Below are 23,527 nucleotides of genomic sequence, written 5' to 3'. Positions count from 1 at the left end.
AGGACATACAATCCCGCCATGCTCCTGCTCGCGGCGTGGCTGCACAACATCGATCCGTATGCCGTCATGCTCTGGCGCGACGGCCCGATCCGCTGGTACGGACTCTCCTACATTCTGGGTTTCGCCATTGCGTACGCCGTGATCCGCCGCGTCACGAAGGTCGGCATCTCCACGCTCAAACCGGAGCAGGTCGGCGACCTGATCGTCACCTTGGCGCTGGGCGTCGTCCTCGGCGGGCGGCTGGGATATTGCGTGTTTTACGGCCCGTCGCTGTTCACGCAGTTCGATGACACGTTCCCTTACTGGGGCGTGTTCAAGCTCAATCAGGGCGGCATGGCCAGCCACGGCGGAATGATCGGCGGAATCGTCGCCTGCTTTTATTTCGGATGGCGTCACAAGCAACCCGTGCCGTTCCTCCTCGACCTTTTCGCCTTCGGCGCGCCGCTGGGACTTTTCTTCGGCCGCATCGCCAACTTCATCAACGGCGAGTTGTTCGGTCGTCTGTGCGATCCGGCGTTTCCGCTGGCGGTGAAGTTTCCGCAGGAAATGAACGAGTGGGGCACGCCGGCGATCCCCTGGACCGACGCGATGGGCGAGCACCTCCAGCGCGCGGTGGACCTGCTGCCTAAACCGATCCACGGCTGGCGTTCGAGCGGACAGCAGATCGATGCGGTCATCAGCGCGATTCAGGAAGGCAACCAGCAGGTCGCGCGGATCATCGAGCCGGTGCTCACCGCACGCCATCCGTCGCAGCTTTACGAAGCGGTGCTCGAAGGGCTGGTCGTGTTTGCGGTGCTGGTGTTTCTGTGGCGCAAGCCGCGTCGGCCTCTGGTGATCGGCGGATGGTTTGCGATCAGCTACGGCATCGTGCGCATCATCGGTGAGCAGTTCCGCACGCCCGATGCACAGATCATCAATCAGGAATTCCAGACCTGGGGTGTCACCCGCGGCCAACTGCTGAGCGTCCTGCTCCTGCTGGCGGGCGTCGTGATCGTGGCGTTCTTCGGCTCACGAAAGACGGAAAAAATGGGGTCGTGGCGCCGTCAACGTCTTGAACATTGACCGACTAGGCACGCCGCGGCTTTTCTGCACCGCGGCTTTCTCACGTCAACTCGATCCGCGGATCGACTGCTGCGTATAGCACATCCACGATCAGGTTAAACCCGATCAGCATCGTCGAAAAAATCGTCACGATTCCCAGGATCAGAAACTGGTCCTTGTTGAGCACGGCTGTGACGAAGTGCGTGCCGATGCCCGGCAGGGAAAACACACGCTCGACGACGAACGAGCCGGTCATCGTGACAGCGGCTGCGGGACCAAGGAACGAGAGCACCGGCAGGAACGCGACTTTCAGCGCGTGCTTGAAAAGCACCTTTCGTGGCGGCAAACCCTTGGCGCGGGCGGTGCGGATGAAGTCGTCGTTGAGAATGTCCGCCAGTCCCAGCCGCACCAGTCGCGCGATGTAGGCGGCCGGCCCCAGCGCGATGGTCAGGGCGGGCAGGACGAGATAGCCCGGATCATTCCACTTCCAGCCGCTGACGGGAAACCATTTGAGCAGCCCGCCGAAGATGACCAGCAGCACCGAGCCGGTGATGAAGGCGGGCAGACTCACCCCGATGAGGACGACGGATTGACTCATCCAGTCGGCGAAGGTTCCCGGCCTGACGGCGCCGAGCATTCCGGCGGCGACACCCAGGACGACGGCGAGCGCCAGCGCAGCCGCACCGATCGCGGCGCTGACCGGTAGGCCGGCACGCAGAATGTCGGACACCCGCTGATCGCGGAACTGGAGGCTCGGCCCGAAGTCGCCGTGCAGCGCATCACGCAGATACTCACCCATGAACGTCACCGGATTATCAAGGTGGTACTGCGCCAGCAGGGCACGCTCGATCTCCGGCGAAGGGCGATTGTCCGGACGCAGCAGCGGATTTCCCGGCAGCCACCACACCAGCGTGAACGTCACGAGGAAAACCACCGCGACGATCAGGGGCAGTTGCAACAGCCGCCAGAGGATGAAGCGAGGCATGGGTGCAAGTGTAATGAACCGCACGCGGCTCCGCAGGATCAGGCCCGCCCGTGCCGACTATTTCTCCACCTTCACCAGCTCCAGTCGGCGGAAGTTCCATGCGTTGAGGTTCATGTTCTTAACTTTGTCAGCGTTGAAGACGTGCAGGTTGACGTAGTGATAGATCGGCGCGATCGGCTGCTCGCTCATCAGCAGCGACTCCGCGTCGCGCAGGATCGCCATCCGCCGCGCCGGATCCGTCTCGCTCTCAGCTTGCTGGAGTCGCTCGTCGTAGCCCAGATTTTGATAGCCCGGATCGTTGTTGCCGTTCCCGGTCTGGAACTTGTCCAGAAACGTCGTCGGGTCGCGGTAGTCGGCAAACCAACTGGCGCGTGAAATCGTGAACTCATGTTTCTTGAGCCGATCCGCGAAGTTGTTTTGCTCCATCGGTTCGAGCGTTACCACGACGCCGAGTTTTTCTTCCCAGGTCCGCTTGATGAATTGAGCGACGGTCTCATGGCCCTGTCCGGTATTGAAGAGGATGGAAATGCCGGTGAGACCCTTGCCGCCCGGATAGCCCGCTTCGGCGAGCAGTTTTTTGGCGGCCTCGATGTCGTAGTGCGTGCCGGCCTCGACGGGTGACTGGTAACCGGGCAGCGTACCCGGCGGGGTGAAGGTCACCGCGGTCGGCTGGTTGAGCCGCGTGACTTGACGCACGATCGTGTCACGGTCGATCCCCATCGACAGCGCGCGTCGGACGCGCGGGTCCGACAGCGGATTTTTTCGGCCGTCGGGCAGCGTCTGGCTGCAGTTGAAGTTGTAAAAGTACGTCGCCACCGAGGGCACCAGGTGGACGTCGCTGCGTTTCTGCGCGACCAGATCAGCCGCCAGTGCCGACGCGGTGGGCATGTCGGGCAGCCAGTCCGCTTCACCGTTGTTGTAAATCATCATGGCGGATTGTGGGTCTTCACTGACTTTTTCGAGGATCGAAGTGTTGCCCATTCCCGCCTTGTTCCAGTAGCAGGGGTTCTGGTGGAGCAGCAGGTCGATCTTGAAATTGCGCCGGACCAGGACGTAAGGCCCGTTGCCGATGAGCCGCTTGGGATCGGTCCAGTAGGTGTCGTCCATCTCGAGCAGGCCGGTGCTGTCGTTGAGCTTGATTTCCTTTTCGAGACTGGCGCGGTGATTGGGGACAAAGGTGGTGAACGCGCAGAGTTCGATGAAGTAAGGGCATGGCTTTTCGAGCGTGACGACGAGCGTCAGGTCATCAGGCGTGGCGATGCCGACCGTCTCCTTGAACTTTTTCTGCGTCTGCTCCCAGAGCTTTGCCGCGCCGGGTTTGTCGGCACCGGACTGATTGAAGCGTGCCAGTTGCTCGGTGCGCCAGTCGAAGAAATCGCGTGCTCCTTTGATGCGGAAGAAGAATTGCGAGTAATCGCAGGCGAACTCCTGGAGCAGCGCGCGTCGCCACGCAAAGGCGAAGTCTTGCGCGGTGACCGGGTCGCCGTTGGACCATTGCGCCGCCGGCCGCAGGTGGAAGGTGTAGGTCAGACCATCCTTGGATACTTCCCATCGCTCCGCTGTCGCGCCTTCGACCGTCATGTCGGTCAACCGGAAGCGCAGCAGCGGCTCAAAGAGACATTCGCCGATGCGGATGTCATGCAGCCAGGTCATGCGCTGCGGGTCGAGAAACTTATGTTCGATGGAGACGAAGATGAGGTCCGCTTCGCGCGGCTCCGGAGATCGTCCGCAGGACGAGAGGGCGAGCAGGAGCGCGAGCATCAGGGGCATGAGGTATCGCATAGTCAAAGCATACGTATTTCCCGCCCGGAATGGCTGGATCGGTCGAGACGTCGCGCCCGCTTGAGGCTGCGGAAATCGCGGGAGGATCGGGTTACAATTTCATGTTCTCCCCCTTACTGGAAATGCAATGATGTGGACAATCGAATCATGGTATTTGTCCGCGCGGGAAAACGCCCGGAAAAACGCGGACCAGATCAGGAAGATGGCCAACTTCCGCCTGGGCACCTACCGGGAAAAGCTGCCCGACATGCCGCTGGACGAGTTGACCCGGACGCTTCAGGATTCGTGGCGGCGTCGGATCGACGCGGTACCCAGCCTGACGCGCTACCCGGAGCTGCGCGGCATGCACGATCTGATCCTGGCGCAACGCCGCGGCATCCAGGAAGGGGCGGGACTCAGCGATCTCGAAGCCGCCATCGACGCCGATGGATATTTCTTTTATCACCGTGAAATCTGCTGCGGAAGGGTCAAGCCCAAGGCCAACTGCTCGGTCGCCTTTTTCCCGCGCAGCGATCACGGCCCGCTGCTGGCGAGCAATCTCGACACGACCATTGACGAGCCGTACCAGCCGCCGCAGTGGCCGGCGATCAATGAACACTTCGTTGCCGGCGGCGTGTCCAGCGGCGTCTTTCTCGATGAGCAGTCACCGGAGATTTTTCCCGCGCCGGTCTGGACGCTCGCCGGTCGCTACTGTCGCAACACCAGCGAAGCCGTGGAACTCTTCACACGCTACAACCATTTCTGGGGTCCGGGCAACATGCTCCTGGCGGATCGTCAGAACGATGTCGCCATGTTCGAGAAAACCGCCTGCCGTGTCGCCGTGCGCCGCAGCAAGGACGGCTTCGGCTTCGTGACCGCGATGACACAGGAAGACCCGGAACTCTGGGCCTTCGTCAACCAGCGGCGGATTGAGTCGCTCGCCGAACGCGGCCTGCCCAATCCCTGCAACGACACTCGGTACTGGGCGTTGCAGGACAAACGGCGAATCCTCATGAACCGACTCATGGACGAGGCGCGACATAACCCCACCGTCGAAAAGCTCCGCTCCATCATGCAGTACCGTGAAAAGGACGGCTTGGTCGCCGGTAACGGCGACGTGCTTTTCCCCGGCGATGCGCCGATCGAACACACGATCAAGACGCAAATCCACTGTCTGGCGGAAGGCCGCTCGCTCTGGTGGGCGCGCGATAATCAGCGGGAAATCCCCAGCTGGCTCAACAGAAAAGAAGACATCCAGCAGAAGGATGTCTTCCTCTGGAACTGAATGCGCTTCGTCTGGTCGGTGTTCGCATCCTGCCGGAGTCCGCACATGCTATGGACGATCCAATCGTGGTATGAGGCAGCATTCAGGGAGACGGTTCCGATCGCTGCTGTCGTGCGTGAGCACGCCGACCAGTATCTGCAATCGATTCAGGACGAGTTGCAGGTTCCGCGTGAGGAAGCGGTGCGTCTGCTGCGGAATTTCAATCGCGCTCGTCTGGCTGCCCGGCCGTCATTGACGAAATATCCTGAGCTGCGCGGAGTGCGTGAACTGGTGGAGGCGCGCTGGCGTGGCCAGCGTGACGGCGCGCAGCTCGACGAAGCGCGTTGGGAGTCGTACTGCGGCGGGTGGCTGTTTCTCGTGCGTGAAGTGGCAGCCGGTCGCGGTCTGACCTGGGGCCGCAACGAGTGCTCGATGGTCTTTTTCCCCACCAGTGATGCCGGCCCGATCTGCGCGAAGAATTGGGATGTCAACGCCGACGCCGTCATCACTCCGCCTTACTGGCCGATCTGCAACGAGTTTCTGATCTTCGACGGCGTCTCCTGCAACCTGCCTTGCGATGAGGTATCGCCGGAGCTGTTCCCCGTGCCGATGGAAGCGCTGGTGGCGCGCTACTGCCGCACCGCAGCCGAAGCGGTCGAGATGCTCGAGCGGTACAACGATTTTTGGGGACCGGGCAACCGGATGGTGATCGACCGCGATCTCCGTGTCGCCGAGATCGAGAAAACCACGCGGAAGATGAAGGTGCGCTGGAAGCCGGACGGATTCGGTTTCGTCACGGGGATGGCTGTCGAAGACCCGGAGCTTCAGGCGCACGCGAAGACCTGCCGTGAAAACTCGCGTCTGATGCGCGGGCTGCCGCCGGTATGCGCTGACACAGCCTATTGGGCGGCACAGGATCCGCGGCGCGAGTTGATGCGTCAATTGCTGGATGAAGCCAAGCGTGCGCCGACCGTCGAAGCGATGCGTGATCTGCTGCAATATCGAGGTCCGCGCGGCAAGGTCGCCGGCGATGGTGACATTCTCCTGCCCGGCGGTCCGCCAGCCGAACACACCGTTCGGACGCAGATCTGGCTGCTGCGTGAAGGCCGCGCCAAGTGGTGGAAGCGCGACCACGCGCGCAACATCCCCAGTTGGAAAAATCCTCAGCCGGATGTCGTGTACGAAAACGTCTGGACGTGGAATTAAGAGCCGCACCGCATCAGCGGAAGCCTCGCAATCGAGTACCCGTGTCAGTCAGCGCAGCCGCTTGCGGTGTGCGGTTGGGCGAGCTGCGCCGTTTACCGGCTTGGTTCTGCGGTCGGCGGATCGACGGGAATCTGTTTCGGCGGAGCTTCGCTCTTCGTCCAGGCTTTGGTCAGATCGCCCATCGGTCCCCACTTGGCGAACCAGACCAGCCCGCCGAAGATCGCCAGCAGAATGATGACGACGACTTTGCCGCGCATCCCGCGTCGCCTGCCGGTGGCGTCGTGGACTGCTTCGACCTGTTCGTGGACATTCCCGCGCGCGATGGCGTGACGATTCTCCATCTGAATGGCGCGTTCTTCGTCTTTCTTTCCGCCTGCACGGGTCGGTGCGCCGTAGTACCCTGCGCCGTCGCTCTTAGGCAGCACGTAGAAGATGCGCCCTTCCTCGTCGCGTACTGCGCGGCCGACATCCTGATCGCGGACCTTAACCGGTTTACCCGAAAACGGGCCGTTAACGATGATTCCCATGACATAAGGATAACGAACCGGCGGGACGGCTTGAAGTGCGGAACGGGATTCATCCGGGCAGATCGTGCTTAGCAGGTGTGCCGGCGAGTCCGTGTGAGTTACACATTCAAGGTTTTTTCTTCACTGTGCCGATGGTTGGCGAGCCAGGAAGGCTGCGTTGGGCTGGGACGCCCGGAGGGGCACGTGTCGTAGAGTCCCGACCTCGCTGGAGAAGCACAATGAGCAAGCAGCAGTTGATCGAAGCGATCCGCACGATGAACCGGACCGCCGACGAAAGCTTTCTGGTGCATTTCAATCAGCACGCGCTGGAGGACTACCTCCGCCGACTCTCGCTGGCGCAGGGTGGCCGCGGCCGTCTTAGCCGGTGGGTGCGCGAAGGCTCAACGCCTTCGGTAACGGTCGCGCCGTCCCACTAAATCCCGTGGAAACCGGGTCGTCTGACTCCCGCCCGACTTGTCGCGGGGCGGCTGTGTCGTGCCGTCGGTTGGCAGTCAACTTGTCCGGTCGCCTCGTCATCCGAGGCGGGGTTTATCAAGCGATGGTTACGTCAGCGTCGCCGTCGAGCGCGAGAAGTGGAATTCGTCAGACTGCGGGTGAAGGATCGCAAGTGGAAAATATGTTCACGCGCCCTGACCAAGACCGATAAATCACGCGGTGGAAGGGCTTGGAGACGGGATCGGCCCCGTGGTTCCGGCCCGGATCAACATGAAACTCTCCGAACTCATCGAAGGCTTGGGCCTCCAACTCATCCGCGGCGACGCCCAGTGTGCCGTGACGGACCTGACCGACGATTCACGACTCGTGAAGCGCGGCGCGCTGTTCATCGCGCGCAGCGGGACGAAGTCCGACGGCTCGAAGTTCATCGCCGACGCTCTGAGCAAAGGTGCAGCCGCGGTGCTGATTGAGGGTGATGCACCGCCTGCGATCGCGCTGAGTGAAAAAGTCACGCTGCTCTCAGCCGCGAAAATCGATCACGCTTTCGTCTCGCGCCTCGCGGAGCGGTTTTTCGGCGAGCCGGGAAAAAAACTCCAGCTCATCGCGGTCACCGGCACCAATGGCAAGACCACGATCACCTTCATCGTGCAACACCTGCTGCAAAACGCGGGAGTCAAGACCGGCGTCATCGGCACGGTGCTCATCGACAACGGCGCGACACGCACCGCAGCGGAGCTGACCACCCCCGGCGGCATCGAGTTTTCCCGTCACCTGGCGGCTATGGTGGAAAACGGCTGCCGCGCCGCCATCGCGGAAGTGTCGAGCCACGCCCTGCATCAGGGCCGGGTCGGGAGCCTCGACTTCGCCGTCGCCATTTTTACCAATCTCACCGGTGATCACCTCGACTACCACGGCACGATGGAGGAATACGCAGCAGCCAAGGCGATGCTGTTTGAGAATCTCAAGCCCAGCGCCTGGGCGGTGGTCAATCGTGACGACGCCTGGGCGGGCCGGATGCTGCGAAATTGCCGCGCTCGCGTGGTCGAATGCCGCGTCATCAAAAGCGATACGGAAGGCAGGGCGGTGTCACCGCTGGCGTCCGACACGCAGGGCGCATCAAGTGCGATCGCCTCGACCGCGACGATTCTGCATCTGGGTGCGTCGCACAGCCGTGTTCAGTTTGACGGTCCGTGGGGCGGTGTGGAAGTGGACCTGCCGCTGGTGGGCAGACACAACGTCATCAACGCACTGGAAGCGATGGCCGCTGCGAACTGCGTCGCCTCGATCGCCAAGGGCCTCCACGACACGCTGGAAAAATGTCCCGCGCCGCCCGGACGACTCGAACCGGTGCGCCCGTCAGCGGGGGATGCCTCGACGCTCCCGACGGTGCTGGTCGATTACGCACACACGCATGACGCACTGGAAAACGTGCTCTCGGCACTCAGACCGGTGACGCCTGGAAAGCTGATCGCAGTGTTCGGCTGCGGCGGTGATCGAGACCGCACGAAGCGGCCGAAGATGGCTGCGGTCTGCTGTCGTCTGGCGGATCACGTCATTGTCACCAGCGACAATCCGCGCACGGAAGACCCGGCTTTCATCATCGGTCAGGTGCTCACGGGTGTGCCTGCAGCGTTGCGGCCGGCGGGGGTTCGCACTTTCGAGGTCGAGGGAGTCGATCCGGCGGAGATCGTCGCAATGTCGCGGCGCGCGCCGGAGTCGAAGAACGGCGGGCTGGAAGTGGAAGTCGAACCGGACCGCGCGGCCGCGATCGCGCGGGCGATCCGATCCGCCTCACCACGAGACACGGTGTTGATCGCGGGCAAGGGGCATGAGGATTACCAGATCATTGGAACAACCAAGCGGCACTTTGACGACCGTGAAGAAGCAGCCAGGGCGCTCCGGGCCAGGAGTTGAGGAGCGCATCGGCGCTCGAGGTGTCATGGATTTCTGGACGCCGAAAAACTTCGCGAAGGTCACGGGCGGGAGCTGGCTCGCCGCAGCCGATCCGGACGTGATGCTGTCGGGTGTCGGCACGAATTCGCGTGAGATCCGGCCGCGCGAGGCTTTCATCGCGCTCAAGGGTGCGAAGTTCGACGGTCACGATTTTCTCGATGCGGCCGCTCGATCCGGCGCAGCCCTGCTGATCGTCAGCGACGAAGCCAAGGCGCGGGCGTTTCTGAGCAGCCGACAGGAAAACGCGGAGCGCTCTACCGGCGTCCTGCTCGTTGCCGACACGCTCGCCGCTCTGCAACAACTCGCGGCAGCCTACCGTGACACGCTGGCGGCGGCGGGCTGCAAGGTCATCGCGGTCGTCGGCTCCAACGGCAAAACCACCACCCGAAATCTCATCCACACCGCGCTTTCCTCGACCCTCAAAGGCACACAAAGCCCCAAGAGTTTCAACAACCACATCGGCGTGCCGCTGACCATCCTGAGCACACGCATCGCTTCTCAACCAACGGACGCTTCGCCAGCACAGCAAGCGACGGCACTGCCTGCCGGAGATCAGTTCGTGGTCGTCGAGGTCGGCACCAATCATCCCGGTGAAATCGAATCGCTGGCGCAGATCGTCCGCCCGGATATCGCGGTGGTCACGTCGATCGGCGAGGAGCACATGGAGTTCTTCGGCACGCTCGACGGCGTCGCCCGCGAGGAAGCGGCGATCCTGAAATATGTGAAGCCCGACGGCGCAGCGGTGATCGAAGGCGCGGTGATGGAATCCTATTTCCAGCGGCTCGGTCTGCTCCCGCCTCATCTGGAGGTCGTGATCTATGGCCGCCATGCACAGAGCGTCTGTGATTTTTCCGATGACCCGCAGGTGATTCAGGACGACGCAGCGCAGACCTTCACAGTGGACGGCGGCGCGGTGCGGGTGACGCTGCCTCTGGTGGGGCGGTATAACGCGGTCAATGCGCTGGCGGCGCTGTGCGTCGGTCGGCGGCTGGGCGTGCAACTGGACGCGATGGCGGCTGCGCTGGCGCGCACCGTGCCGGTGGAGATGCGGCTCAACGTCCGCCGTCTCGCATCGGCAGCGGGTGCGATCACCATCATCAACGATGCGTACAACGCCAACCTCGCGTCCGTCACCGGCGCGATCATGACGCTCCGGCAGTTCGCGCTGCCTGCCGGCGGTCGGCGCGTGGCGATCCTGGGTGATATGTTCGAGCTGGGCGCGTACGCGCCCGATCTGCATCGGAGCATTGGCCGGACCATCGCCGAACGCGACACGCAGACCTGGGAGGGCGAGCCGGACCGCAACCATCCGAAAATCCATCTGGTGATCTTCATCGGGCAGCTTTCGCTCTTTGCCGCGGAAGCACTGGCGAAGCTCTGGTCGCAGGACCGCATCGTGGCTTTCCCGATATGGGATGATTCCGTGCCGGCGCAGGTGGCGGCGTTGCTCCGGGGCGGCGATACGGTGCTCATCAAGGCGTCACGCGGGATGAAGCTCGAGCGTCTGCTGCCGGCGATCGAGGAGAAGTTTCGTTGAAGATGCCGCCTGATGGAGCAGCGGCGGCCTGATGATTTGCATGCAAGCAGGGTGACTGCGGAAAACTAAACTATTCGTGATCCGTGCCGCTCGCCGATGATCGGCCCCAAAGAGCATCCGATGATTCCAGTCCTGGTCAGCTACTTCCGCGAATACCTGCCCGGCTATTTCCGCGTGCTGGAATACCCGGAGTTCCGCGCGATCATCGGCCTGATCTTTGCGTTTTTGTTTGTGCTGATGTTCGGCAAGCGGACGATCCGCTGGCTGCTGAAGCTGAAGATCGGCGATTCGCCGGAGTTTTACAACCAGTCGCTCAACGAGCTGACGAAAAGCAAAGCCAACACACCGACGATGGGCGGGATACTCGTCGCCGGGGCGATTCTCGTGACGACGCTGCTGCTGGCGGACCTGCGCAGCTTTTACGTTCACATGGGGCTGATCTGTCTGGTGTGGCTGCATGTTCTGGGATTGGTGGATGACTGGCTCAAGCTCACGGGTGCGCGGCAGAAGACCAAACGCCGTGAGGGGCTTTACGGACCGGAGAAGCTGCTCTTTCAGTTTGGGCTGGCGCTGCTGCTGGGGATTTTCATTCACCACCACGGCGCGACGAAGCTCCTGGACGACCCCAATCATATTTCCGTGATGAGCCACAGCGTGACGCTGCCGCTGGCGAAGACCTGGGTTAAAAACGCGATGGGCAACTGGGTTCCCTCGCCGGAACTGATCGTGCTGGGCACGTGGTCGTTCGTGGCGTTATCCGTCGTCGTGATCGCCGGCTCGTCCAATGCGGTGAACCTGACCGACGGGATGGACGGGCTGGCGAGCGGGATCATGGCGATCGTGGCGTTTGCGTTCATGATCCTCGCGTTGATCGCCGGTCGTGAGGAGCTGGCGAAGTTTCTGCTGGTGCCTTACATCCCCCGGAGCGATGAGCTGGCGATCATTGCCGGCGCGATGTGCGGCAGTTGTCTCGGCTTTTTGTGGTTCAACTGCCATCCGGCGCAGATGTTCATGGGCGACACCGGCTCGCTGCCGCTGGGCGGGTTGATCGGCTACATCGCGGTGGTGATCCGGCAGGAGTTTCTGCTGCTGATCATCGGCGGGGTGTTCGTGTTCGAGCTGGGGAGCGTCGTCCTTCAGGTCGTCTATTTCAAGCTCACCAAAGGCAAGCGCATCTTCAAATGCACGCCGATCCACCATCACTTCCATCTCTCAGGTTGGAACGAACAGATGATCGTCACGCGCTTCTGGCTCATCAGCGCGATCCTGGCTGCCATCGCGCTGGCGACGATCAAGCTGCGGTGAACGAAGGGCCGGCGACGCACGGCTGATCTTTTTCGGTACGGTTAAACACACAAAACGCAGCGATGCCGTCCGGCTCAGGTGCGCGGTGCGCCCGTCAGCTGGGCGACCACCCGCGCCAGCGTCCTGGCTGCAAAGACGCGGTAAATCCCGTAGATCATCAGCGACAGAGCCACGAGCATTTCCTTCTGCTCTTTTAGCTCCTCCAGATAATTGATGTAGATCGTCTGATGCTCGTAATCCGGCACCGCGTAGCGGTAGAGCCACTTCACTTCCGACGGGATGTAGGCGACCAGCAGAGCGATGATGACCGGCCCCTCGGCGATTGCCGGCGCCCAGTCCTGCGGCAGGCGGATTCGCGGCCTCATCCACCAGAGCAGCGGAATCAGCCAGAGCACGGTGGAGACAAAGAGCGAGCCGAGCGTCTGCACCTTGGGGATGTTGTTGTGCAGGTTGGTGGCGTCGGATTTGAAAAAGTCAGGCGTGCCCCAGTGAAGAAACGTCTGACCCCAGTTGATCTCCTCCAGAGCCAGAAAGAGCGTCGCCAGCGCGACGACGGCGACGATGATCGCGCCGCCCCGGCCGTCACCCGCCCCGGCCAGTCCCGGACGAAAGGAGATCAGACCTCGCTCCCGCGCCTGCGTGGTGCTGCGGTACATCGAAACGGCTGCCCAGCCCAGCGTGGCGGTGCTGCCCAGCGCGAAGGCGAAGGTCGCCAGCTCCACCGCCTGATACTCGCGCTGTGAACTTTCGAGGAGATAGGTCAGATAAAAATCGGGCGAGATCAGATAGGCCGCCAGCAGGCCCAGATAAATCAGGGCCGGCAGCACATAGGCGATCGTCTCGCGGATTTTGCAGCGGGTGCGCTGCTGCCAGTAGGTTTCAAACATGCGCGGTTCCCAGAGGGTTGAGTGACTGATTCGATCGAGCCGCCGCGACGCATCTTATCCTGCGCTGAGCCGTTTGACGCCTGCGAAAGCGCGCGGAGAATCCACACGAGCCGCGCGCCGGCGCAGAAATGTTACGCTAACCGTCTCATGCACTCCGATTTCATCACGCATGATCTGAAGTTCAACGGCGCGGATGACGCGCTGCGCGAACGCGAGTGGCTGCTGACCAACGGCACCGGTGCCTTCGCGATGGGTACCGCTGCGGGGATCAACACCCGGCGCTATCACGGCCTGCTCATCGCTTCGACCAAGCCGCCCGTCGGTCGCGTGATGACGCTTAACCAGGTCCTCGAAGAAATCCAGATCGGTTCAGAAACCATCGGGTTCACCTCCTGTCTATTCCAAGGCTCCGGCGGGGAGTTGATCACCGAGCCGCATGGCGATCGCTGGCTGCGCCGCTTTGAGCGCGGGCTGGGAGTTCGCTGGACTTACCGTCATGAGCGCGTCGAGATGACGCGCACGCTGAGCCTGCACTGGAAAGAGCAGGCCGCGACGATCCGCTATCGCGTGAAGATGCTGCCCTCGTCGGCGAAGGACAAGCCGACCCAGCCGGTCAATCTCCGGCTTGCGCCGATGCTGACGCTGCGGGACTTTCACAGCCTGTCACGGCGTGACGATGTGGAGTCGCTGACTGCGGCGCAGGCGGGGATGCCGACGGTCGGGCAGGCGGGCAAGATCTTCGCTTCGATGGCGACGCCGCCGACGTTGGCGCGTACCGCCGACGCGGTGACGGTGCGTCGTCCCGCCGCCACGGTTACGCTGCGCTGTCCCGGCTCGCGTTTCACCGGTCACGCCCAGTGGTGGTATGCCGTCCACTATCCGGTCGATCGTGAGCGCGGACAGGATGACCATGAGGATTACTACCTGCCCGGTCAGTTTGAGGCACAGATCGACCCAGCGGGAGAAACGCAGATCGTCCTGACGGTCGCGCTGGGAGATCACGCAGCTCCACCCGCGCCGGACGATGACAAGATTCGGATCGATCATCTGCGTCCGATGCTGGAGAAGGTCACAGCCGCCGTCGGCAAGGCGGGGCAAAAGCCTGCCGCGTCGGTTCATGGCGGGAGTGTCAGCACGCCGACCGATCCGAAGCTGCCGACCCTGCTGACACTGGCGGCGGATGACTTCGTGGTGGATCGCTTTTTTCAGGGCGAGCGACTGGCGACCGTCGTGGCGGGCTATCCGTGGTTTGCCGATTGGGGCCGCGACACGTTCATCGCGTTTCACGGATTGTTCCTGACCACCGGCCGCTATGCCGACGCCCGGTCGTGCCTCAAAACATTCGCCAACGCGATCCAGGGCGGCCTGATTCCCAATCTGTTCAACGACTACGACGACACCGCAGCCCGATACAACACCGTCGATGCGAGCCTGTGGTACATCCATGCAGCGGTGGAATATGTCAACGCCAGCGGCGACACGGACGCCTGGAGCCAGTGGCTCTGCGCCGCGTGCGTGAGCATCATCGAGGCGTACATCCGCGGCACCGGCGGCGACGATGACGCGGCACCGCTGATCCGCATGGCCGGCGACGGCCTGATCACCGCAGGCGCACCCTGGACGCAACTGACGTGGATGGATGCCGCCAGCGGCGGCGTGATCTTCACCCCGCGTGCCGGTAAAGCGGTGGACATCAACGCGCTGTGGTTTAACGCCCTGACCGTGATGACCGCGATGCTCACCAAGCATCCGCCGCTCGATCCCGCCCGGGCGCAGCATTACCGCAAGCTCACCGGTCGGATCACCCGTTCATTCGCCAAGGTGTTCTGGGATGAGGAGCGTCGCCACCTGATCGATCACGTATGGGTCGATGCGGAAGGGGTGGAGCATCGCGATGTCTCGCTGCGGCCGAACCAACTGCTGACGGTGAGCCTGCCGAATTCGCCGATCCCGCGGACGCGGCAGGCGGACGTGATGGCCGCGGTGAAGTCGGAACTGCTCACGCCGTATGGATTGCGCACTTTGCCGGAGAGCGATCCGCACTATCACGCGATTTACAGCGGGCCGCAGTTTGAGCGTGACTCGGCTTATCACCAGGGGACGATCTGGCCGTGGCTGATCGGACCGTACGCCGAGGCGGTGCTGCGCATAGGCCGATTTTCCGACTCGGCAAAGGCGGAGGCGCGCGGAGTGCTGCTGCCCCTGCTGGATTTCATGCGGAAACGCAGCCTGGGACAGTTGTATGAGATTCACGAAGCGCGGTGGCCGCATCGCCCGGTGGGATGTATGGCCCAGGCGTGGAGCGTCGCGGAACTCCTCCGCGTGCTGGCGCTGTGTTGAAATGAAAGCGCAGCGTGCCGCGGCCAGTCGCTGTGAGGAATCAACAGCGCAACACGACCGCGCGACATTCAGAGCCGTGGCGTTTCTCGCTGTGCCGCGATTGCATCATCGCGCGACGATCACACCCGCTGCATGCGCCATACCGCGCGGTAGAGGCCCGCGACATGATCGCGGTCATACACCGTCGGCGGAAACTTCGGGTTTAACGGCTGAAGTCGGATCTGCTGCTTGCGCCCGTTCTTTTCAAAAAAGATCCGCTTGAAGGTCGTCTCGTGATCTGGTTCCAGACGCACGAAGCAATCGCTGCCGTCCGTCACCTTAGCTGACGGGGAAAAGACCACGATGTCTCCCTCGCGGTATTCGGGCAGCATCGACTCGCCGACGACGCGCGTGGCGAAGGCGTTGGGATCGCCCACGTCCGGGCAGGCCAGGTATTCATCAGCCACCCGCGCGGGATAGCCCAGATCAGTAAAGTCGGTTGGATAACCGGCCTGCACGCGGTTGATCACCGGCACTCGCTGGCCGAGCTTGAGCTTGGCGGCTTCGTCTGCGGCTGACGCCTGCGCGCTTTCCTCGTCGCTGCGTTTGAAAGCGGCGGCTACCCGCCTGGCCAGCTCGCCGCTGGTGAACAGCTTGTCCAGACTCTTTCCGGCATCCTTGCGCGTCTCTTTGAGCCAGACCGCCAGATCGCGGCCGCGACGGGCGGCGTCCTCGGCGATCTCCAGCCGCTGACGCAGCTCCGCCGGCGTGTTCTGCCAGTCCGCAGCCCGGATCAACTCCCCCGGGTCCGTGCGCAACGCCTTTTCCAGCTCCTCCAGAGCTTTGTGCGACGGGGGATTGCTCACCTTGTGATTTTCGATCATCGACAGGTAGCTCTTGGTCAACCCCGCCTGTTCGGCGACGGCGGCGAGCGTCAGATTCATCGCCTCGCGACGCTCCCGGATGATCTGGCCAACGGTTTTCATAACGGACTCCGCGGATGAGTTAAATAAAAACAAAACCAAACTTGCCTTTAGTTGAGCCGAGTAATATAATGATTAAATCAACCGCCCGGAAAGGCCGCCGGGTTTAACGGATTATTGAACGGCCGCGGGTCGCAGTCAAGTGTTCCGCCCTGTCGCCCAATCAGGGGAGATCAGCATGAACCAGCCCGCTCACATCCTGCCCGACGGTCGAGCGCGTCTGGCTGCACGGCGAGGCCGCGTCGAACGGATACTCGACGCCGCCCGCGCTCTGCCGCCGACGGATCGTGCGCTGCTTGAGGAAATCCTCGGCCGGGGAACCACCCCGACTCAGCTTGCGCGTGCCGCCCGTCTGCCGCGCTGGCGCGTCGTCCGCCGACTCCGCAGGATCATGCGCCGCACCCGTCATCCGCTTTTCGAAGCCGCTGCCTTTCACCTCGATTCCCTGCCCGCGCGGATACGACCCACGGTGCGGCTCGCCCTGTTTCACGGTCTGTCGCTCCGCAGCGTCGCGCGACGGCGGAACCTCTCGCTCCATCAGGTCCGCAAACAGCTCGATCAGGCCCGCTCGCTCATCGCTCCCGCCTGCCGCTCGTCAGACGACATCACTTCCGATTGATCCCGGCTCCGCGTCGATTCACTAGCCATCTCGTCCGCTGATTGGCGTCCCGCACCCTCACCTTTCCTGAAAGGACTCTCATGCCCGCCACTCTCACGCTCCCACTGTCGCTGACTCGTCCCTCGGCTGTTCAACCATCACCCAACGTCCTGGCGGTGGCGGGGATGTTCGGCCTGGGTCTCGACACGCAGCGCGATATGACCATCATCGCGCCGTTCTCCCTGACGCTCACTTGCGGGCAGGTGGTCTTCATCACCGGTCCGAGCGGCAGCGGAAAAAGCTCTCTGCTGCGACTCATCAGCGCCGCCCTGAAAACTCAGCCGCGTGTCCGCGTGATCGACCTGAACGTCCTCGACGCCCGCATCCCGGAGCACCTGCCGCTGGTGGACACGTTCGCTCATCACGATCTCGACGGCTCGCTGCGTTTCCTCGCATTGGCGGGGTTGAGTGACGCCTTTGTTCTGCTGCGCACGACAGCCGAGCTTTCCGAGGGCCAGCGCTATCGTCTGCGTCTGGCTCACGCGCTGGCTGCTGCGGATGTCGTCACCTGCGAAGACAGCGACACGATGGTCGTACTGCTGGCCGATGAGTTCGGTGCTACGCTCGACCGGCTGACTGCTGCGGTGATCGCGCGGAATCTCAGCCGTCTGGTTCGGCAGCGGGTCGGCCTCTGCCTCATCGCCGCCACGACGCACGATGATCTGCTCGAAAGTCTCGATCCCGATCTGCTGCTGGAAAAACATCTGGGCGAACGGCTGGACCTTCACACGCGCGCAGCGCAGGAGGCCAAGCCGTGAAAACATCCATCACCGACTTGGCGGAACGATTCGCAAAACTCCCTGCCGCCCCGATCGAATCTGGCCTGGAGCTGCGTGCGGGAACGCGCCGGGACTACCGCGTCCTGGCGAAGCATCACTACCGGGCCGGCGAGCCGGCAACGATCACCCGTGTGCTGGTCCTGGCTGAGCCGGCTCGCGCCGGCTCCCGGTGGCGTCGCGGCGGTGACTCGACGCCGGCAGCGGTGCTGCTTGAGTCGCTTCCGAGTCTCGCTTGCCGTCTGCGCGATCAGGCGACCTGTGACCGCTACGCAGCCATCCGTGATCCCGTGACTCGTGCGTCGCTGCTCAACGCGGAGATTCGCTGCATCAGCCGTGTGGTCGTGGATCCGCGTTGGCGCGGGTTGGGGCTGGCGGTGCGTCTGGTGCGAGCTGCGCTGCGGACGGCGACGACGCCTTACACCGAAGCATTGGCGGCGATGGGGCGGGTCAATCCTTTTTTCGAAAGGGCAGGCATGACCGCCTACCGTCGTCCGCCGCATGCGCATGATGCGCGGCTGGTCGCTGCGCTTGATCGCGTCGGTATCGCTGTCGTCAGCCTTGGGCTGCTTGACTTGACCGTGACCCGCATTGACAAGCTGCCGCTGTCTGATCGCGCCTGGCTGGTCCGAGAGCTGACTCGTTGGTACGCGCGATCGCAGAAGCAGCGCGGGAGCAGGCCGCCCGTGCGCGACATGCTCGCTGCCGCCCGCCGCCGACTGCTCTGCGAGCCGGTGTACTACCTTCATCGATCCAGCCTCGCGTCGTCGTAACTCCGTAGTTGTTCTGCGTCTTTTACTGCCTCTTACTTCAAGGAGTCGCCATGTCTTTGACACTCATTCCCATAGCGCAGCTCCGTGTGCATCCTGCGAACGCCAACGTCATGCCGCCGCCGCTGTTTGCCAAGCTCGCAGCTCATCTGGAGCGCACGGATCGTTATCCGCCGATCATCGTCCGCCCGCTGTCCGCTGAGGAAGGCGAGCCTGTGTATCAGATCCTTGATGGTCATCACCGGGTCAAAGCGCTGGCGCAGCTTGGGCGGCGTGAAGCCCGCTGTCTGGTCTGGCCGGTCGATGAAGGTGAAGCGCTGTTGCTGCTTTCGACGTTGAATCGGCTGTCGGGTCGGGATGATCCGCACAAGCGAGCGGCATTGCTTGAGGAGTTGGCGCAGCGGCGGGGGGTTGAGCTGGAAACACTCACGCGCGATCTTCCGGAAGATCTCCACAGCCTCAAAGCGCTGCTTGCGCTGCGGCAGACGCCGCCTCCGGCTCCGCCCAAAGCCCTGGCGGATTTTCCCGTAGCGGTTCACTTTTTTCTCCTGCCTCAGCAACGCCGTCGTCTGGAAGCGCGGCTGCGCGAGCTGGGCGAGTCGCGCGAGGCGGCGCTCATGTCGCTCGTCGATCGCACTGACGGATCGACGGCGCCTGCCGATTCGCTGCGCGTTTCCTGACCGCTCGAACACTGGAACCCATTTCAATTATCACGAAAGGACTGCGATGAAACCCGGAGACAAAATCACCGAACGCATGATCAGCGACATTCTCTCAGCCAACGGCGAAGATCCCATCGACCTGGCGAAAAAGTACAAGCTCAAGCCGGCCGAGCTTGCCGCGTGGGTCAGCCGTGAATCGGTGCAGAGCACGCTCACGGGCATGTGTCTGCTGGCGGACCTGCAAACGCAGGTGATGCTCAGTTGTTACCGGCGATCCGCCGCGGCACGGCTCATCGGGCTGGCGACCCCGCAGCAGGAGGAGGGCAAGCCGCCTGCCGATCCCGATCTGACGCGCAAGGCATGCGTCGATCTGCTCCGTCTGGAGTTGAAGCGTACCGAGGGCAGCCCCGCCGCCCCGGCAGCCGCGCCCGCCACGCTCGAACAGCTCCGCGCGCTGATTTATTCCGAAGCCGACGAATAGCCGCTCACACGCCGACACCGCCCGTCGTTTTGCCCATCGCCGACCGTTTAAGGTTCGTCCTCATTCCATGTCCGCTCACTTCTCTGGAGTTGACCATGACCACGCTCCGTCATCATGCGCGTCATCCGCGCGCCGTCTCCATCATGCAGCAGATCGAAGCACTGCGTCCGCGCACCGCAGTCGAGCTGCATCAATTTGTTCAGAACGTGCTGCGCCTCAAGGTGCCGCGTCAGCCGATCGTCGAGGGCAACGATGCGCCGTTTCAATACCTGTTGTCCGCGTTTTTTGAATCCGGCCGCGACCTGGCGGTGTGGGCCAGCCGAGGCGGAGGAAAGACCTGTCTGGGCGCAGCCGCCACGGTACTCGACATGCTCTTCAAGCCCGGCATTCAGATCCGCATCCTTGGCGGCAGCCGCGATCAATCCGAGCACATGTATCGCCACCTGATGAACATGATGGCCGTGCCGCTGCTGCGGCCGCTGCTCGTGGACGACCCGACGATGCGCCGCATGCGACTGGTCAACGGCAGCGAAGTGGAACTGCTCGCCCAGTCGGAAACATCCGTGCGCGGCCAGCGCGTGCACAAGCTCCGCTGCGATGAACTGGAGCTGTTTGATCGCACGGTGTGGAACGCGGCCCAGCGCGTCACCCGTTCGGCGACTCTCGGCGGTGTCGCGGTGCGCGGCACGATCGAGGCGCTCTCCACGTTTCACCGGCCCTTTGGCCTGATGAACGAGATCATCGGCCCGGCGACGGATGACAGAGCCGGCGGCGAGTCGGCTCATGCTTCGCCTTTCCGGGTGATCCGCTGGTCGGTGCTGGATGTGATCGAACGCTGCCTGCCCGCGCGTTCCTGTGAAGGGTGTCCGATCCGTGCCGACTGCCGCGGTCGTGCGCGGGATGCGGACGGATTCGTCAAGGTGGATGACGTGATCGCGCAATTTCGGCGCTCGAGCGATCAGGCGTGGGCTTCGGAAATGATGTGCAGCCGTCCGAGCGTGGAGGCGAATGTGTATCCCTCATTCGTGCCGGAAAAGCACGTGATTGAGCCGCCGAAGGTGGAGGAAACGGAGAAAGCGTCCGCGTCTGTCCAGTCGCAGCCGAAGTCGGCAGAGCGGAAATCGTCTGAGAGCGATGGGATGTTTATTGCGGGGATGGACTTTGGCATTCGCAGTCCGCTGGTGATGTTGTGGGGTCGATTGCACGGGCCGGCTGATGCGCCGGTGACGGATCGTGTCGTTGAGATTGTGGATGAGTATTTGCAGGCGGGCCTGACGATGGACACGCATTGCCGCTGGATCGAGCAGCGCGCGTGGCCCCGGCCGGAATGGATCGGTGTTGATCCGGCGGGCGACTCGCGGAACTCGCAGACCGGCGTGTCGGACATCGCCTGTCTGCGTCGGTTTGGCTATCGAATCCGGCGCATGGCGTCACCGATCCGCACCGGCATCGAGATCATCCGTCGCCGCCTCGATCGCGGCACGCTCATCATCCATCCGCGGTGCGAGGCCTTGATCCTGGGTCTGAGGCAATATCACTTCAACATCAAGAAACCCAACGACCCGAATCCGGTGAAAGATGGCCCGGACCACGTGTGCGATGCGCTGCGTTACATGCTGGTGAATCTGGAAAAGGGAACCGCCCCGGTCAAGCACCGCCGCTGGTGATCCAAGCGCGATAAGTCGCGGCACGGAATGAGCGTCATCGCGCCTGCGGAGTCAGGCGGGCGATGGTGTCACCGATCTGACGGCGGATGTCCAGCAGTTGTTCGGCGTCATGGCTGTGCCCGGCGGGGCTGGGGGCAATGGCGGTGCGGACCTGTTCGAGCAAGGCCCGACCTTTGGCCAAAGCCTGTCGGTCGCGCTTTTGCGGGCGGCGGACGGCTTGTTCGAGCAGCTTCAGCATCTCGTAATCTTCCATGCCCTTGCGGACTACTTCCCAGCGCAGGGATGAGCAGATCGAATCCTTGCCCGGATAGACGATGTGCGGATCACCCGCGGGCAGGGGTTGGCTGTCGCAGCAATAGTGGCTGGCGGCGGCGGCGTCGAACCACGGCGAAAGCGGCACCTCAGCGGGCACCTGCGGCCAGCGGGTCCAGTAGGCATAGCCCCAGTGCAGATAGCCCTTGAGATGGAGCGACCAAGCCAGCCAGAAGAGAATGCGGTTGCGGATCGAGGCGAAGTCGAGGAAGCGGTTGGGGTAGATGCCCTGAGGCGCCAGGCAGGTGTAGGCCCACATCTGCCCCTTGCCGTCGGCTTTGGCGGGTCCGTGGATCTCCTGAATCTGGGGCACGCGAATTTCGCAGTAGTCTTCAAGCCCTTCGCTCATGACCGCGTCGATGCGGGGAACATCGGGAATCCAGCGGTGGATTTTTCCCGCCAGCCGCTTCCAGCTCTTGAGGTTTGACGGCAGCGGCTCGTCGGCTACGTGCTGGAAGCAGCGCTTCCGCAGGCCGCGTTTTTCCAGGTGGGCATAAACAGCCTTGATCAAGCCGCGAATGATCGGCTCAAACTGGGCATCGGTCATCGCCTTGACGGAAGTGTCGATGACCTTGCCGCGCTGATCGCGGATGGCAAAGCGGTTCCAACTGAACTGGGAGTGCCAGTCGCCCACACGGCTGGCGACATGGGTGCCTTCGATCCACTGCAGGCCGGCGCCCAGGAAGGTGTCCAGCCAGCGGTCCAGACGGCTCATGTCCATGTGCAGGCGGCCATTGTCCTGCCGGGTGATGATGACCAGATTGCTAAAAGGGGTGAAGATGGTGTCCTGGCGATGCTCGACCATGTCGCGGGCGATGCGGGCAAGCCACTGCCAGTGTTCTTCCGACCAGTGTTTGACGTGGTAATAGTCGGCGACCAGATTGGGGTAGCACCACTCGGTATGCCGCAGGCTGGGCCGAGCGGGAATCGTGAACGGCCAGACGTGCAGGCGGATCGGGACGCGAATGGTTTGCACCTCGCCGTTTGGCTGAGGCAGGCGGATGGTCAGGCTTCCGCGGTAATCGCCGGGGACTGCGTCGGCGGGGACGCTCAGCCGCACCCACAAGGGCGTGGTCATGCCGCCCCGCAGGGTCGTCTGCTTGTCTTCGAGAAAGGCGTCGGGAAAAAATCCCGGGGCGGTGCGGAGCACGGTCGAGCGATCGCGGTTGCCCCGCGGATTATCGTGAACGAAGACGTACCACTGCCAGAAGCCCTCCAGACAGGAGCGGGGAATCTTCGCCCCGCGCGGGCCTGTCAGAGCGCTGAAGGAAAAATTAGCTCCGTTGATCCGCACGCCGGAGATGATTCGGCCTTCCTGCACGGACGCAGGAAGGATGGCTACCTGGGCGTCCTCGCGTTCGCCGCGGGCGGCCCAAAGCTCGATCTGCCGGCTGGGCGCATGGCCGGGCTGGCTGTCGGGAAAGATTTTGGCCAGGGAGTGCGTGGTCCACCAGGTGATCGTCATGAGAAGGCTCTGGAAAAGGCTGTTGGCACAGGCTACAGGTGTAAGACCAGTGCAGCAAGCCATCGAGATGGAGCGACCAAGCCAGCCAATAGAGAATGCGATTGCAGACGATGGGGGAATTGACAATGGATTCAAAGCGGAACTTGCCGGCGCGCAAACCGATATTGAGCGAGAGCATGACGGGAAGATGCAACAGTTTAGTGTCTATTCTACGTCGGCGAGGTTGGTGAACAGTAGCACAGAAGATTGGCAGAAAGCACTAGGCGGGCACAACATCTGGGGAACCGGTACGGTTACCTATGACCCAGCCAAATGCACCTATACACTGAAAATCGCGGTGGACATGGAGGATTTCCACAACTTCAACAAGGGATAGGCTGATATAGCCACTGGCCTTCCGGATAATGAGAATGGCCGATTTGAGGTCTTTGGTTGGGCAAAGTCATTTTACTCGCGAGGGCAAGTAACACGCACTATCACATGGAAGAAGGGTGAGGCCGAAAAAATGACGCAGGTTGATGGCGACCCAAGGC

The 23,527-nt window shown here is 62.7% G+C and carries 21 protein-coding genes; 15 read left to right on the top strand and 6 right to left on the bottom strand.

Annotated elements, in window-relative coordinates; genetic code table 11:
* The first annotated feature begins 18 nt into the window (after positions 1-18).
* Positions 19-1,062 (top strand): prolipoprotein diacylglyceryl transferase, encoded by a 1,044-nt coding sequence (gene lgt, locus IT444_11275; protein ID MCC7193352.1) that lies wholly within the window; start codon positions 19-21, stop codon positions 1,060-1,062.
* A gap of 40 nt (positions 1,063-1,102) precedes the next feature.
* Here the strand turns inward: lgt and IT444_11270 are convergent, their stop codons facing one another.
* Together IT444_11270 and IT444_11265 are read right to left on the bottom strand one after the other, a co-directional pair.
* Complete coding sequence (locus IT444_11270) at positions 1,103-2,026, bottom strand: ABC transporter permease (protein MCC7193351.1); 924 nt, start codon at positions 2,024-2,026, stop codon at positions 1,103-1,105.
* 57 nt (positions 2,027-2,083) lie between these two features.
* Positions 2,084-3,808 (bottom strand): peptide ABC transporter substrate-binding protein, encoded by a 1,725-nt coding sequence (locus tag IT444_11265; protein MCC7193350.1) that lies wholly within the window; start codon positions 3,806-3,808, stop codon positions 2,084-2,086.
* A gap of 202 nt (positions 3,809-4,010) precedes the next feature.
* On the opposite strand from IT444_11265, the gene IT444_11260 reads away from it, so the two are divergent.
* Both IT444_11260 and IT444_11255 read left to right on the top strand, forming a co-directional pair.
* Positions 4,011-5,072 carry a hypothetical protein gene (locus tag IT444_11260; GenBank protein ID MCC7193349.1) on the top strand — a complete coding sequence of 354 codons (1,062 nt, stop codon included), beginning with the start codon at positions 4,011-4,013 and terminating at the stop codon, positions 5,070-5,072.
* Positions 5,073-5,117: 45 nt separating this feature from the next.
* On the top strand, positions 5,118-6,257 hold the full coding sequence (locus IT444_11255; GenBank protein MCC7193348.1) for a hypothetical protein: 1,140 nt from the start codon (positions 5,118-5,120) through the stop codon (positions 6,255-6,257).
* Between the two features lie 92 nt (positions 6,258-6,349).
* Here the strand turns inward: IT444_11255 and IT444_11250 are convergent, their stop codons facing one another.
* Positions 6,350-6,784: a hypothetical protein gene (locus tag IT444_11250; GenBank protein ID MCC7193347.1), complete on the bottom strand. Its 435-nt coding sequence runs from the start codon at positions 6,782-6,784 to the stop codon at positions 6,350-6,352.
* Between the two features lie 218 nt (positions 6,785-7,002).
* Here IT444_11250 and IT444_11245 point away from each other — a divergent pair, with 218 nt between their 5' ends.
* The 4 genes from IT444_11245 (at position 7,003) to IT444_11230 (ending at position 12,014) form a co-directional block, all read left to right on the top strand.
* Complete coding sequence (locus IT444_11245) at positions 7,003-7,200, top strand: hypothetical protein (GenBank protein ID MCC7193346.1); 198 nt, start codon at positions 7,003-7,005, stop codon at positions 7,198-7,200.
* A 289-nt stretch (positions 7,201-7,489) separates the two neighbouring features.
* The gene (locus tag IT444_11240; GenBank protein MCC7193345.1) at positions 7,490-9,133 is read left to right on the top strand and encodes a UDP-N-acetylmuramoyl-L-alanyl-D-glutamate--2,6-diaminopimelate ligase; all 1,644 of its coding nucleotides are present in this window, start codon (positions 7,490-7,492) and stop codon (positions 9,131-9,133) included.
* The gene (locus IT444_11235; GenBank protein ID MCC7193344.1) at positions 9,096-10,709 is read left to right on the top strand and encodes a UDP-N-acetylmuramoyl-tripeptide--D-alanyl-D-alanine ligase; all 1,614 of its coding nucleotides are present in this window, start codon (positions 9,096-9,098) and stop codon (positions 10,707-10,709) included. The genes IT444_11240 and IT444_11235 overlap by 38 nt, the downstream gene beginning before the upstream one ends.
* Positions 10,710-10,829: 120 nt before the next feature.
* A complete protein-coding gene (locus IT444_11230) occupies positions 10,830-12,014 on the top strand; it encodes a phospho-N-acetylmuramoyl-pentapeptide-transferase (protein MCC7193343.1) in 1,185 nt (394 codons plus the stop codon).
* A gap of 74 nt (positions 12,015-12,088) precedes the next feature.
* Here the strand turns inward: IT444_11230 and IT444_11225 are convergent, their stop codons facing one another.
* Positions 12,089-12,901, bottom strand: coding sequence for a hypothetical protein (locus IT444_11225; protein MCC7193342.1), 813 nt, complete (start codon positions 12,899-12,901; stop codon positions 12,089-12,091).
* A gap of 147 nt (positions 12,902-13,048) precedes the next feature.
* Between IT444_11225 and IT444_11220 the strand changes: the two genes are divergently transcribed.
* Entirely contained in the window at positions 13,049-15,241 is a 2,193-nt protein-coding gene (locus tag IT444_11220; protein MCC7193341.1) for a glycogen debranching enzyme family protein, read from the top strand.
* A gap of 119 nt (positions 15,242-15,360) precedes the next feature.
* On the opposite strand, the gene IT444_11215 is transcribed toward IT444_11220, so the two are convergent.
* Complete coding sequence (locus IT444_11215) at positions 15,361-16,206, bottom strand: LexA family transcriptional regulator (protein MCC7193340.1); 846 nt, start codon at positions 16,204-16,206, stop codon at positions 15,361-15,363.
* A 175-nt stretch (positions 16,207-16,381) separates the two neighbouring features.
* Between IT444_11215 and IT444_11210 the strand changes: the two genes are divergently transcribed.
* From IT444_11210 to IT444_11185, 6 genes are all read left to right on the top strand, one after another.
* Positions 16,382-16,822 carry a hypothetical protein gene (locus tag IT444_11210; GenBank protein ID MCC7193339.1) on the top strand — a complete coding sequence of 147 codons (441 nt, stop codon included), beginning with the start codon at positions 16,382-16,384 and terminating at the stop codon, positions 16,820-16,822.
* Positions 16,823-16,902: 80 nt separating this feature from the next.
* The gene (locus tag IT444_11205) at positions 16,903-17,619 is read left to right on the top strand and encodes an ATP-binding cassette domain-containing protein (protein MCC7193338.1); all 717 of its coding nucleotides are present in this window, start codon (positions 16,903-16,905) and stop codon (positions 17,617-17,619) included.
* Positions 17,616-18,410: a hypothetical protein gene (locus IT444_11200; GenBank protein ID MCC7193337.1), complete on the top strand. Its 795-nt coding sequence runs from the start codon at positions 17,616-17,618 to the stop codon at positions 18,408-18,410. The genes IT444_11205 and IT444_11200 overlap by 4 nt, the downstream gene beginning before the upstream one ends.
* A 50-nt stretch (positions 18,411-18,460) precedes the next feature.
* A complete protein-coding gene (locus IT444_11195) occupies positions 18,461-19,087 on the top strand; it encodes a ParB-like nuclease domain-containing protein (GenBank protein MCC7193336.1) in 627 nt (208 codons plus the stop codon).
* A 46-nt stretch (positions 19,088-19,133) separates the two neighbouring features.
* Positions 19,134-19,550 carry a hypothetical protein gene (locus IT444_11190; GenBank protein MCC7193335.1) on the top strand — a complete coding sequence of 139 codons (417 nt, stop codon included), beginning with the start codon at positions 19,134-19,136 and terminating at the stop codon, positions 19,548-19,550.
* Positions 19,551-19,645: 95 nt separating this feature from the next.
* Complete coding sequence (locus IT444_11185) at positions 19,646-21,217, top strand: hypothetical protein (GenBank protein MCC7193334.1); 1,572 nt, start codon at positions 19,646-19,648, stop codon at positions 21,215-21,217.
* Positions 21,218-21,251: 34 nt separating this feature from the next.
* Here the strand turns inward: IT444_11185 and IT444_11180 are convergent, their stop codons facing one another.
* On the bottom strand, positions 21,252-22,994 hold the full coding sequence (locus tag IT444_11180) for a DUF4091 domain-containing protein (protein MCC7193333.1): 1,743 nt from the start codon (positions 22,992-22,994) through the stop codon (positions 21,252-21,254).
* On the opposite strand from IT444_11180, the gene IT444_11175 reads away from it, so the two are divergent.
* Positions 22,993-23,370: a hypothetical protein gene (locus IT444_11175; GenBank protein MCC7193332.1), complete on the top strand. Its 378-nt coding sequence runs from the start codon at positions 22,993-22,995 to the stop codon at positions 23,368-23,370. The genes IT444_11180 and IT444_11175 overlap by 2 nt on opposite strands.
* The last annotated feature ends 157 nt before the right edge of the window (positions 23,371-23,527 follow it).

It is taken from the genome of Phycisphaeraceae bacterium, from assembly GCA_020851465.1.
Classification (GTDB): domain Bacteria; phylum Planctomycetota; class Phycisphaerae; order Phycisphaerales; family Phycisphaeraceae; genus JADZCR01.
Note: the sequence above shows the minus strand (reverse complement) of the source record. Positions and strands in the feature narration are given on the sequence as shown.

What these genes read in the sequence shown, in the direction of transcription:
- IT444_11225 (MCC7193342.1), bottom strand. Translation starts at nt 12,901, where the DNA reads ATGTTTGAAACCTACTGGCAGCAGCGCACCCGCTGCAAAATCCGCGAG.
- IT444_11180 (MCC7193333.1), bottom strand. Translation starts at nt 22,994, where the DNA reads ATGACGATCACCTGGTGGACCACGCACTCCCTGGCCAAAATCTTTCCC.
- IT444_11215 (MCC7193340.1), bottom strand. Translation starts at nt 16,206, where the DNA reads ATGAAAACCGTTGGCCAGATCATCCGGGAGCGTCGCGAGGCGATGAAT.
- IT444_11175 (MCC7193332.1), top strand. Translation starts at nt 22,993, where the DNA reads ATGAGAAGGCTCTGGAAAAGGCTGTTGGCACAGGCTACAGGTGTAAGA.
- IT444_11195 (MCC7193336.1), top strand. Translation starts at nt 18,461, where the DNA reads ATGTCTTTGACACTCATTCCCATAGCGCAGCTCCGTGTGCATCCTGCG.
- IT444_11245 (MCC7193346.1), top strand. Translation starts at nt 7,003, where the DNA reads ATGAGCAAGCAGCAGTTGATCGAAGCGATCCGCACGATGAACCGGACC.
- IT444_11205 (MCC7193338.1), top strand. Translation starts at nt 16,903, where the DNA reads ATGCCCGCCACTCTCACGCTCCCACTGTCGCTGACTCGTCCCTCGGCT.
- IT444_11210 (MCC7193339.1), top strand. Translation starts at nt 16,382, where the DNA reads ATGAACCAGCCCGCTCACATCCTGCCCGACGGTCGAGCGCGTCTGGCT.
- IT444_11240 (MCC7193345.1), top strand. Translation starts at nt 7,490, where the DNA reads ATGAAACTCTCCGAACTCATCGAAGGCTTGGGCCTCCAACTCATCCGC.
- IT444_11260 (MCC7193349.1), top strand. Translation starts at nt 4,011, where the DNA reads ATGGCCAACTTCCGCCTGGGCACCTACCGGGAAAAGCTGCCCGACATG.
- lgt (MCC7193352.1), top strand. Translation starts at nt 19, where the DNA reads ATGCTCCTGCTCGCGGCGTGGCTGCACAACATCGATCCGTATGCCGTC.
- IT444_11190 (MCC7193335.1), top strand. Translation starts at nt 19,134, where the DNA reads ATGAAACCCGGAGACAAAATCACCGAACGCATGATCAGCGACATTCTC.
- IT444_11255 (MCC7193348.1), top strand. Translation starts at nt 5,118, where the DNA reads ATGCTATGGACGATCCAATCGTGGTATGAGGCAGCATTCAGGGAGACG.
- IT444_11265 (MCC7193350.1), bottom strand. Translation starts at nt 3,808, where the DNA reads ATGCGATACCTCATGCCCCTGATGCTCGCGCTCCTGCTCGCCCTCTCG.
- IT444_11220 (MCC7193341.1), top strand. Translation starts at nt 13,049, where the DNA reads ATGCACTCCGATTTCATCACGCATGATCTGAAGTTCAACGGCGCGGAT.
- IT444_11185 (MCC7193334.1), top strand. Translation starts at nt 19,646, where the DNA reads ATGACCACGCTCCGTCATCATGCGCGTCATCCGCGCGCCGTCTCCATC.
- IT444_11250 (MCC7193347.1), bottom strand. Translation starts at nt 6,784, where the DNA reads ATGGGAATCATCGTTAACGGCCCGTTTTCGGGTAAACCGGTTAAGGTC.
- IT444_11270 (MCC7193351.1), bottom strand. Translation starts at nt 2,026, where the DNA reads ATGCCTCGCTTCATCCTCTGGCGGCTGTTGCAACTGCCCCTGATCGTC.
- IT444_11230 (MCC7193343.1), top strand. Translation starts at nt 10,830, where the DNA reads ATGATTCCAGTCCTGGTCAGCTACTTCCGCGAATACCTGCCCGGCTAT.